Origin of the sequence: Candidatus Kaelpia imicola (assembly GCA_030765505.1) — a bacterium.
GTDB lineage: Bacteria > Omnitrophota > Gorgyraeia > Kaelpiales > Kaelpiaceae > Kaelpia > Kaelpia imicola.
In genome coordinates this window covers 1-11,923 of the sequence record JAVCCL010000042.1, presented here as the reverse complement: position 1 = coordinate 11,923, position 11,923 = coordinate 1, and the positions used below count along the sequence as shown (strand labels likewise).

Here is an 11,923-nt window from a genome sequence, read left to right as displayed (position 1 = left end):
ATTAGAACTTAATGTTTTTCTCTACTCCCATTATCTCTTCGTCATTCTTTAGGCGCAATTTTAAATTAGGCTTACCTATAATCTCTAATGAAACTTCATTCTTATTGTAGTTTTCATCTGCTGAAAATTCCACATTATAATCCAATCTTACATTCTCTTTTAACTTTGCACCTAAAGACATTTTTCTATCTCCGAACCTATCCTCAAAAAATACATCCCCAAAAGGATAAGAGGTTGAAATAGGAACTAAAAAAACATCTTCCCACATAGCAGTTGTTGGAAACTTAGCTATATCAATATTGCCTTCAAAAGATAGAGGCATATTGTCAATGACCAGTTCTGAATTAACAAACTCTAGTATATTCGAATTTCCTATTAGATGAACCCTGCCGCTCTCAAACGCAACATCCATAATCCTGCCCTTTCCAAGTTCTAATATAATATCTGTAAATCTTGTATCATCATAGAAAAAATAATTGAATCTCCCGTCTATCATAGGAACACTTAGATAACGAGTATAGAGCGGCATAACTACAATCATTATCTCATGTAAGTCGAAATTATTAAACTCCCCCTGAATGCTGTGATTTAAATTATAATCACAATAACCATTAAGACTTATCCCGCCTTTATAATCAAACCTTTCAAGAACTATCCTTTTATCCATTAATACTGCTTTAAAAGATATCTCCGGAAAAGGCATCTTATTTAAAACAGTACCTACAGAGTCAAAGAGCAGGACCCTCTCGTCTGCAAGATAGTCTATGTAGGAGTTTGTTATTAGCTCATACTCTCCAATCTGGGCCTTCAGAATTTTGATATAGAAACGGAGTCTATCTTCTTCGCTCTTAAAATCAAAAAAACCAGATATATCTAAAGAATTGCCTTCAATAGCCCAATTAAAACTCAAGCCTTTGCTAAATTCTAACTCTACAGGCCCAGGAATAGAGAGAGGACCTAAAGAGATATCTATTAGAGAGAGTGCCTCGTGCTCTCTTAGGATTTTAGCTCCTAAGCGGTAGAACTCTCCTTTAAAAAAGAATCCCCCTCTTAGCATTTTTCTTTTTAAATCGTACTCGCCTACTAAAACCGTTTTTGTAAATTCAGAATCAAAATTGAAAAAACAGAGTTCTTTTTCAAGTGAGATATAACCTCTGGTATTAAAATTTAACCCTTGATAATCAAATCTTAAATCCCAATGAACCCCATTCTCATTAAATAATATGAAACCATGATCTATATTCATAGCCTTACCTTGAGATAAAAAACCGACATCATCTAACCTGATTTTAAAAGAGGCAATATTAGAAGCACTACTACTAGCAGAAATAGCTATTAAACTTTTAAGCAAATCTAGATTTAACAGCGCTTTTTTTATTTTAATCGAAATAAAATCGTTCTCTTTCTTGATTGCAAAACTAGGAATAATAAGATTCTTATCTCCTCTAGATATAGATATATCTTTTAATATAACCCCATCCTTAAGTGAAAAAATAGACTGTCTTACACAAGACTTAAGATCCGGTGGAATAGATGCACCCGCCAATAGATCTTTTATAACCATATTAAATACCATATTAGATAGAACGAAACTCAAGGAAAATAATATTAAAAGAACCGCCAAGAAAAGAAAAAATACCCTATACCTTTTTTTAAAGTACGATAAATACATTTAAAATAAATGCTGAATTAAAATATAACAGCTGAATTGGAGAAGATTATTAACAGACTTAACCTTTCTTTTTAAACTCCAGCTCTTCTTTATGCGGTGCCTTTTTAACATAGATAACGTCGGGAGATTTAAATTTACCAGCAATAATATCCTCAGCAAGAAGATCCTCTATATATCTCTGTATAGCCCTTTTCAGAGGCCGGGCACCAAAAATAGGATCAAACCCCTTGTCTATCAAAAAATCTTTTGCATCTTTCGACAGCTCTATATCAAGGCCCTGCTCCTGTATTCTCCCTCTTACCTCTTTTAGCTCGATCTCTACTACTTCAACAAGATGCTCTTTATCCAAAGAGCGAAAGACTATCGTATCATCAACCCGGTTCAAAAACTCGGGCTTAAACGTCTTCTTGACTTCATCCATCAATTTATCTTTCATAGAGTTATGGTCAATTCCACCGGATTCTGCTCCGGCTTTGAAACCTATTGCCCCCTGAGCCCTCAAAAGCGATGCACCAACATTGGAAGTCATTATCAAAACAACATTTCTGAAATCAACACGCCGCCCAAAGCTGTCTGTAAGTCTGCCATCCTCCATGACCTGGAGCAATACATTGAATATATCCGGATGAGCCTTCTCTATCTCATCTAGTAATACGACCGAATAAGGCCGCCTTCTAACTTTCTCTGTTAACTGTCCGCCTTCTTCATAGCCTACATAACCTGGAGGAGCACCTACAAGACGAGAGACATTGAACTTCTCCATATACTCTGACATATCAAGCTGTATTAACGCATCCTCGTCTCCGAACAAAAACTCTGCCAGCACTCTCGCAAGAAGCGTCTTACCTACACCTGTAGGACCTAAAAATATAAAAGTACCTATCGGACGCTTGGGATCTTTTAATCCTGCACGCGACCTCCTTACAGCACGTGCTATTGCATAGATAGCTTCATCCTGGCCTACAATACCTTTTTTAAGTTCCTCTTCTATTTTCAAGAGCTTATCGCTTTCGGTCTCCTCTAATTTCATCAATGGCACACCTGTCCATTTAGATACAATTACTGCAATATCTTCTGCAGTAACAACAGGTTGTTTCTCACTCTTTATCTTTTCCCAATCTTTCTTCTTTGATTCCAAATCTTTTTTGGTCTCCCTCTCTTGGTCTCTTAATTTTGCCGCACGTTCAAAGTCCTGACCTTTGATAGCAGCCTCTTTCTCTTTTTTAATATCCTCTGTCTTCTCCTCAAGGTCTTTAAGCTCAGGAGGTATGGTTAAAACAGAGAGACGGGCCTTAGATCCTGATTCGTCAATTAAGTCTATTGCCTTATCGGGCAAGAATCTACCCGTAATATACCTATCAGACAACTTAGCTGCCGCAACTATAGTCTCATCTGCAAATTCAACCTTATGATGCGCCTCGTACTTATCCCTCAACCCTCTAAGTATCTCTATCGTCTCATCAACCGTAGGAGGATCAACCATGATAATCTGAAAACGCCTCTCTAAAGCAGCATCCTTTTCAATATGTTTTCTATACTCATCCAGAGTAGTTGCACCGATACACTGAATCTCTCCTCTGGATAAGGCAGGTTTAAGTATATTAGATGCATCTATTGCACCCTCTGCGCCGCCTGCACCTACGAGAGTATGCAGCTCATCTATAAAAAGAATTACATCCTCTGTCTTCTTGATTTCATTCATCACCGCCTTTATTCTCTCTTCAAACTGCCCCCTATATTTAGTTCCTGCAACCATAAGAGCTAGGTCTAGAGCAACAATCCTTTTATTTCTAAGAAGCTCCGGAATATCACCTGACACTATCTTCTGCGCCAAACCCTCAACAATAGCAGTCTTGCCGACCCCAGCTTCACCAAGTAAGACCGGACTATTCTTTGTTCTCCTGCATAATATCTGCATCACTCTTTCAATCTCATTTCCTCTGCCCACGACTGGATCAAGCTTGTCCTCTCTGGCTAAAGAAGCTAAATCTCTTCCGAATGTATCCAAAGCAGGGGTCTTACTCTTGGCTGCAGAACTTCCTGCACTATCACCGCTCAAATTTTGACCTGACGGGGTACCTAAAAGGTCCATTACAGACTCTCGTATCTTATTAGCATTTAAGCCGAGATTTAAAAGTACTTGTGAAGCCACACCTTCGCCTTCTCTCACTAAACCCAATAGAAGATGTTCTGTACCAATATAATTGTGTCCAAGAGAGTTCGCCTCATCCATAGCCAGCTCAATCGCCTTCTTAGCTGCAGGGGTAAAAGGTACGTCTCCTGAGATAACAGCATTTGGTCCAGGCTGTACAAATTTCTCAACCTCTATCTTGATCTGACCAAGCTCAAGACTAAGACTCTTTAAAACAATAGCTGCAACACCTTCGCCTTCTCTTGCTAAACCCAAAAGAATATGCTCTGTACCAATATAGTCATGATTAAATCTTTTAGCCTCTTCTTTAGCAATTATTATCACCTTCCTGGCACGTTCGGTAAATCTATTGAACATCTTCATAATACCTCCTATGCTATCTTTTCTCTTATAAGTTTTGCACGTTTTATATCTCTCTCTTTTGAACCCAAAATCTTACCTTCAGACTTCTGCAGATGAGCAGGCTGTATATACAACAGAAGCTCATTAATCTGCTTTAAATCTATATCTATGACACCTAAATCTGCTCCTAATCTCAAGTTGGAAAGGAGCTCTATTGCCTCTTTACTGTTTATAAGACGTGAGTTCTGCAGCATACCGTAAGAGCGGAATACCTGATCTTCCAAAGAGAGCTTATCTTTTTTATAAAATTTCTCTCTGGCTGCTCTTACATAACTTATAACCTGAACTATAACTTTTTGGAGATTCTCGACAATCTCCTCTTCGGCTCTCCCTAAAGTAACCTGATTGGAGATCTGGAAGAAATTTCCGCTAGCTTCAGTACCCTCTCCGTAAAAACCGCGAGTAGTAAAACTTAATTTTGCTATTGTATTGATAACATTTGCTATCTGCTTGCTCATAACAAGCAGGGGCAGATGCAGCATTACAGAGGCCCTAAGGCCGGTCCCTGTATTAGTAGGACAAGCTGTAAGATAACCAAGTTCGTAATTGAAAGCATAATCAAGCCTCTTAGCCAACTCGCTATCTATCTTCCTGGCTATATCAACAGCTTCAAGTAGAGAGAATCCCGATTCTAAAACTTGGAGGCGGATATGGTCTTCTTCATTAACCATAATAGAGACTATCTCCCTATCGCCTACAAGATCAGCCTTATAGGTGCCTTTATCAGCCAGTTCCCTGCTTATTAAATGTCTTTCGAGAAGAAAATATCTATCCAGCTCACTCAGTCTATCTATGTCCAGCCAGATTCCGTTTTTAAGATCCGGAATATCTTCCAAAACATTTTTGATTTTAGAATAACTCTGCTGACGCTGCTCATCGTTTGCCCAGTGATAAAAAGGAATCTTTTTTAAATTTCGAGCAAACCTCACTCTGCTTGAAATAACAATATCAGAATCCTTACCCGTACCTTTTAACCAAGCACTAGGCTGGTTCAATAAAATATCGACGTTACTATTTTTCATCTTTTTTTGTTCTCTTCTTCTCTAACTTTTTTATCTCATCCCTTACTTCAGCCGCTCTCTCATACTCTTCTTTTTCGATTGCCGACTGCAGCTCTTTGCGTAGCTGCTGCAGCTCGTCTCTGACAACCTTAAATTCACCAGTCTTAGGTATATCTCCAACATATTTAGTAGAACCATGTATTCTTTTAAGTAGAGAGGGAATATATTTTTTAAAAGCCCCGTAGCATTCACTGCAGCCGAAACGCCCTGATTTTTTAAAATCGTTATAGCTCATCCCGCAATTAGCACACTTTAAACCGGGGTCCTCTTTTACCTCTAAAGAGGAACTTAAATCGGCAAGTCCGGATAAGAGATCTGAGATCCCAAAATGCTGCTCCATCTGCGTCCCTTTCTTCCTGGCACAATCCTCACAGAGGTGCAGCTCTGTAACTTTGCCATTTATTATCTCGGTTAAATGAACCGTGGCTTCTTTCTCAGCGCAAATATCACAAACCATATTGATAATTTACCCTCCAATTAATAAGCTGAAATACCTTCTCTCTTAGTAAGATCTCTATAACTTTGAATCAACTGAAGCGTGACCTTTCCTGGCTTACCAGACCCGATAGCCCTGCCATCAACCTTGACTACAGGGATAATCTCAGCAGCGGTACCTGTTAAAAAACACTCCTGAGCATTATAGATATCGTGCCTTGAGAAGACTTCCCGCACAATACCGATACCCATCTTTTCGGCTAACTTTACAACTACAGCCTGCGTTATGCCTTTTAAAGCGCCGATATGGTCAGAAGGGGTATAGAGCTTAGACTCAGAAAGTATAACGATATTGTCTCCGCTGCACTCTACAACATAGCCTTCGTTATTTAACATAATAGCCTCTTCATATCCGCAATGAACAGCCTCTATCTTAGCCATGATATTGTTAAGATAGTTAAGAGATTTAACCTGAGGATTGACAGTCTCAATGGTGTTCCTCCTTGTAGGAACTGTGATAATCTCAAGTCCTTTTTCATAGAACTCCTGCGGATAGAGCGCAATCTTATCTGCAATCATAACAATAGTTGAACTTTTGCATTTTCTCGGGTCTAGACCTAAGTCCCCCTCGCCGCGAGAGATAATAAGCCTGATATAAGCATCTTTTAAATCGTTGACTCTCAATGTTTCTAAAAGAGCCTCTTTCATCTCTTCTTTAGTCAAAGAGATCTTAAGCATGATAGTATGAGCAGAACTATAGAGCCTATCTAAATGCTGATCCAATCTAAAGACCAGACCATTATATGCCCTTATTCCTTCAAATACACCATCGCCATAAAGATAGCCGTGATCAAAAACAGAGACTTTTGCATCCTCTTTTTTAACGAAATCACCGTTAAGATAAATTTTCATCTTATCCTCCTTACTCTACTCTTTAAGCTAATTATCTCTTTCTATACAACCGTCTTTTATGTAAATTTCTCTTTTTGCCCAGGAAGCTACATCGCTATCATGGGTTACAACTACAATAGTAGTATCTCTATCTCTACTTATTAATCCAAGTAATTTTAACACTTCTCCACCCATTTGAGAATCCAAATTTCCCGTAGGCTCATCGCAGAGAAGAATCTTAGGTTCTACTATAAGAGCCCGGGCAATAGCAGCGCGCTGCTGCTCTCCCCCCGAAACTTGATTAGGGTAGTGGTCTTTTCTGTTATCAATCTGCAAAAACTTTAAAATCTCCCGGACTTTATTTAAAACCTTATCTCTTTTGATATTTTTTATAAAGAGAGGCAATGCAACATTCTCAAGAATACTTAACTCCGGAATTAAATAATAGAACTGAAATACAAAACCAATATTATTATTTCTGAATATAGCCTTTCTATTTTCATCAAAGCTATAAATATCCTCTCCCTCTAAATAGACCTCCCCCTTATCCGGCCTCTCCAAAGCTCCTATAGTATGAAGAAGTGTTGATTTACCGGCACCAGAGGGACCTCTTACAGCTAAAATCTCACCCTCCGCCACCTCAAAAGAGAGATCCCTTAAAACATCTATCTTCTTATTTCCAACCTTAAAAGATTTATTTATATTTCTAAGCGTTATCATTATTCATACCTCAAGGCAACAACAGGATCAAACCTAGATGCCTTTATCGCAGGGTATAATGTAGATATAAATGTTATAGCAAGAGCAGCAACTATAATTATTGCAAAGTCTAATAGAGACGTAGAGACCGGCAAGCGGTCGATATAATAGATATCCGAAGGCAGCTTTATTATAGGATAATTATCCAAAAGATATATTATCCCGCCCCCCAGGGCAGACCCTAAAATGATACCTGAGAGACCTATTAGCATACCCTGCATCATAAAGACACCTCTTATGGTTGCATTCTTCATCCCTATTGCTTTCATAACTCCAATATCTTTCACTTTCTCCAATACAGACATAATAAGAATGCTGGCAATATTAAAAGAGGCTACGAGTATTATCAGGCAGAGTATTATAAACATTGCCGTTTTTTCTAGTCTAAGCGCATTAAAAAGATTTCTATTCATATCCATCCAGCTTAAAACATCAAAATCAGACCCTAAGCAAGCTTTAATTACAGCTTTAATCTTATCAGCTTTATAAGAGTCCTCTATCTTAACCTCAATAGCAGTTGCACCTAGAAGATTGAAGATATTCTCTGCTTTTTGGAGATTTATATAGGCCAGAGAAGAATCATACTCATACATCCCTGATTCAAATATGCCTTCAACTTTAAAATCAAAACTATCAAGATTAAAAGGCAGAAGAACCTTAACGGACGAACCAATTCCCAGACCCATCTTTTGGGCAATAACTTTACCTACAACGATACCATCTCCCGGTATGCTATCTAACCTATTTAGGAGGTAGTTATCTATTCTGGTAGTCTTCTTTTCACTTTTTAAATCTACACCTTTAATATATATATTCTCCAAATAACCCTCATAGATAAGACTTCCGTTTCCTACCATAACAGAAGAACTGGCTATTACGCTTTCCAAGTCTTGGATCCTGGCTATAATCTCATTCGGTTTAGAGATTAGGGGCTGGGACTTTATTAAGATGTCAGAATTTATTCCTAAAATTTTATCTTCTAATTCCTGATCAAAACCATTCATAACAGCTATAACAACCAACAGCGCCATTACTCCAATAGCAACACCTAAGACTGTTATAACAGAGACAAGTTTCAGGAATTTAGTCTCTCTTCGCAGAAGATATTTCCTGGCCAGCCAGAATTCGAGCCTCATAAAGTATTCTCTGGTTTTAACAGCGGGAAGAATAAGACTTCTCTGATAGAAGCTGCGTCAGTAAGTACCATAATAAGCCTATCCACGCCTATCCCCAAACCTCCAGCAGGAGGCATTCCATATTCCAAAGCTTGAACAAAATCATAATCTACATGCTCTTTTCTTTCGCCGCTCTGGGCCTGAAATCTCTCTCTCTGTTCAATCGGATTGTTGAGTTCGCTATATGCATTGGCAATCTCCATACCAGCAATAAAAAGTTCAAATCTCTCGGCAAGATTAGAGCTGCCCTCTTTTCTCTTAGCCAAAGGGGATATCTCTTTTAAATAATCGACTACAAAGATAGGGTTATCATCAAGTTGTTCTTCTATATACTCCTCACATAAATTTAAAATCTGAGACCTGGAGAGTTTCTCTAATTTCTTATCGAGCTTCTTCTCCATTATCTCTTTAAGCCTATCCATATCAATCTCTTCTTCGCCCAGTATCTCTGAAAAACTTAACCTCTTAAATGGGGCCTTAAAGCTAATCTTCTTGCCCTGATACTCAAACTCTTCACTTCCTTTTATCTCACGAGCAAGAAAAGAGAAAAGTTCTTCAGTCAGAGCCATTATATCGTTATAATCTGCATAGGCCCAATATAGCTCCATCATGGTAAACTCAGGATTATGCTTGGTAGAGACACCTTCATTTCTAAAGCTTCTATTTATCTCATAGACTTTCTCAAATCCTCCAACAAGCAACCTCTTTAAGTAAAGCTCCGGTGCAATTCGAAGATTGAGGTCTAAGTCATACACTTCAAGATGAGTTTTAAAAGGTGCTCCGGCTGCTCCTCCTGCCACAGCATGAAGCATGGGAGTCTCAACTTCAATAAACCCTCTCTTATCAAGAAAGCTGCGCAGGAGATTTATTATCTTACTTTTTAACAAAAATCTCTCTTTGGACTCATCGTTCATAATCAAATCCAGGTAACGCTTTCTATGTCTTATCTCTACATCTTTTAATCCATGCCACTTTTCAGGAAGAGGCAGGAGTGATTTTGACAGCATTGTAACGCTTTTTGCCAAAAGAGTACCTTCACCAGTCCGTGTTTTAAAAGTCTCTCCATTTACTCCAATAATATCTCCAATATCAAAACACTCTTTAAAAGTAGCAAACTTATCTTCGCCCAAAATATCGTTTTTAATATAAACCTGCATTCTAGAAGCTGCATCTTTAAGATCCAAAAATATGCTCTTGCCGTGACCTCTTAGAGCCATAATACGCCCTGCAATTTTAACTTCTTTATCATCCTCCCAATCTTCCAGGCAGGATACTATGGAATCATAAGGCAGATAGCGGTTAGGATAGGCATTTATGCCCTTGGCCTCTAATCTCTTTAGTTTATCAAGTTTATGTTCTCTTAGTTCATCTTTCATATCTTTTGAATTGTAAACTCTTACACAAAATAAGTCAACTTGGATTATCCTAAAAAATAATATAACTCTCCAAATAACATAATTTTGACCCAAAATCTCTAATGTCGCAGAGATAGAGAGATACTTTAAGGCTAATTATTTCCTGATTTAATTAAGAAAGAATTTAAAAAATAATTAACGGGAAGGCTTATAGAAATAGCTACATTCATAACTCTTTCAGCACCAAGCATATATAAAATAGCCTCTCCTATATGAAGAGGCTATTTCTACTAACTCTTTATATACCAATTACTTATGAATACATGGCTCTCCCCGTGCAAATATTAGTTGTAATTATATCTCTGAATAACCGGGATCAAATTATTGACGTTATAGCGGCAAAAAGTGCATAAATAGCCAAATCAGAGATAAATTTCATACTAAGATTTTCTCGGGCTCGCATCTCCCCGTATTGGACGAGTTTCGCAACTGGCTGTATTCGGAGGAAGCGGAAAAAGTATGCCAAGAACTGGTTGACTTAGAACAATCAGGACAGATTGAGCTCTTGTCAGTGGAATAAATAAGATGAGGGTCAATAATATCTTTCATATTATAGGACATAGCTCTTCCTCGCTTCTTTCACTAACTCGTTGATCAATTCCTTCACCGAAATTATTTTATTAATACGATAAGCGTTGGACCCGCACATGGCGAAACCTTTGTCCATCCGGCCCCGGGACGCATTGATGAGCGCTTTGCCGATACAGTAATTGACTTTTTTCGGATTACACGTAGACAGGCACTGATATGCGCATTCGAAATCAATACGTTCGCCCTGCATTATCCTCGTGACAAAATCATTACGGATCACCCGCCCCGGCAGGCCTACCGGACTCTGAATGATCACTATACCCTCTTCCTTCGCGTTAATATACATTTCTTTATACTTTGGCGACACGTCGCACTCATGCGTGCAAACGAATCTTGTGGCCATCTGTACTCCACTGGCTCCCAGCTTCATCACCCTGGCAATATCCTTGCCGTCAAAAATACCTCCGGCGGCTATTACGGGAATCTTGTGCTGATCGGCCTGGAAACCCTTCACCACTTCAATGACATCAACCAGTATCTTATCCAGATAGAAATGTTGGGGATCGTCCAGCTCCGCCCGGCTGAAACCCAAATGGCCTCCCGCCAGCGGCCCTTCCACCACCACCGCGTCGGGCAGGCGGTTGAATTTTCTCTTCCAGTTGGCGCAGATAATCCGCGCTGCGCGACCGGAAGAGACGATCGGGAGCAATTTGGTCCTGGGATTCTTAACCAGCGAAGGCAGCTTCATCGACAAACCGGCGCCCGTAATGATGACGTCTACTTTTTCTTCCTCAGCCACGGCCACCAGTTCGTCATAATTGGACAAAGCACACATAATATTCACGCCAAAAGGCTTATCCGTGCGTTTCTTGGTTTCCCTGATACTTTCCCGCAATGCCTCACTCGATCTCTTTTTGTAGTCACTCTCCGAGCAGTCAACGGTCTCACCAAGCCCAACCGCCGCGATCACTCCCAACGCACCCTCATTTGATACCGCGGATACTAACGAATAATTAGATACCCTTACGCCCATACCACCCTGAATTATCGGTATTTCAATCTTTAGATCCCCTATATTCAAACCCTTAAATTCCAATTTAACTCCTCGTAAAATTTAATTTTACCCACATGAATTAGACCCACCCCATTTTTGCAAGTCAGTGCAATTACAACTAGAACTGCTCCTAAGCACACATACTTTTAAATACGCCACTTCTTCCTTATCCTTTTTTATATATTATAACACGATATTATTTTTTAGGTATGCACAACTTGAGGAAAGAGTCTCCCCCTGTTGGATGAATTATGCAACTGGATGTATACAGAAAAGACTGAAGAACTCTATAAAGAATTAGTTTCTTTACATTGTTCCATTGCCCAATAAATCTTTATTATTATTTCTTCGCAATACTCACATTAACAGCGCTTGC

The 11,923-nt window shown here is 39.0% G+C and carries 9 protein-coding genes; all 9 read right to left on the bottom strand.

Annotated elements, in window-relative coordinates:
• Position 1: 1 nt before the first annotated feature.
• The 9 genes from P9L98_06335 to P9L98_06295 all read right to left on the bottom strand — a co-directional run bounded on the left by P9L98_06335 (position 2) and on the right by P9L98_06295 (position 11,589).
• Entirely contained in the window at positions 2 to 1,564 is a 1,563-nt protein-coding gene (locus tag P9L98_06335) for a hypothetical protein (GenBank protein MDP8216910.1), read from the bottom strand.
• A gap of 166 nt (positions 1,565 to 1,730) precedes the next feature.
• Positions 1,731 to 4,181, bottom strand: coding sequence for an ATP-dependent Clp protease ATP-binding subunit (locus tag P9L98_06330; protein ID MDP8216909.1), 2,451 nt, complete (start codon positions 4,179 to 4,181; stop codon positions 1,731 to 1,733).
• 14 nt (positions 4,182 to 4,195) lie between these two features.
• Entirely contained in the window at positions 4,196 to 5,248 is a 1,053-nt protein-coding gene (locus tag P9L98_06325; protein ID MDP8216908.1) for a protein arginine kinase, read from the bottom strand.
• Positions 5,238 to 5,744, bottom strand: coding sequence for a UvrB/UvrC motif-containing protein (locus P9L98_06320; protein ID MDP8216907.1), 507 nt, complete (start codon positions 5,742 to 5,744; stop codon positions 5,238 to 5,240). The genes P9L98_06325 and P9L98_06320 overlap by 11 nt, the downstream gene beginning before the upstream one ends.
• A 20-nt stretch (positions 5,745 to 5,764) precedes the next feature.
• Complete coding sequence (ilvE, locus tag P9L98_06315; GenBank protein MDP8216906.1) at positions 5,765 to 6,634, bottom strand: branched-chain-amino-acid transaminase; 870 nt, start codon at positions 6,632 to 6,634, stop codon at positions 5,765 to 5,767.
• 27 nt (positions 6,635 to 6,661) lie between these two features.
• Positions 6,662 to 7,333, bottom strand: a complete 672-nt coding sequence (locus P9L98_06310) for an ABC transporter ATP-binding protein (GenBank protein MDP8216905.1) — start codon at positions 7,331 to 7,333, stop codon at positions 6,662 to 6,664.
• Entirely contained in the window at positions 7,333 to 8,508 is a 1,176-nt protein-coding gene (locus P9L98_06305) for an ABC transporter permease (GenBank protein ID MDP8216904.1), read from the bottom strand. Before P9L98_06305 ends, P9L98_06310 begins: the two co-directional genes overlap by 1 nt.
• Positions 8,505 to 9,923, bottom strand: coding sequence for a lysine--tRNA ligase (lysS, locus tag P9L98_06300; GenBank protein ID MDP8216903.1), 1,419 nt, complete (start codon positions 9,921 to 9,923; stop codon positions 8,505 to 8,507). Before lysS ends, P9L98_06305 begins: the two co-directional genes overlap by 4 nt.
• Before the next feature lie 589 nt (positions 9,924 to 10,512).
• Positions 10,513 to 11,589: a nitronate monooxygenase family protein gene (locus tag P9L98_06295; GenBank protein MDP8216902.1), complete on the bottom strand. Its 1,077-nt coding sequence runs from the start codon at positions 11,587 to 11,589 to the stop codon at positions 10,513 to 10,515.
• Between the last annotated feature and the right edge of the window lie 334 nt (positions 11,590 to 11,923).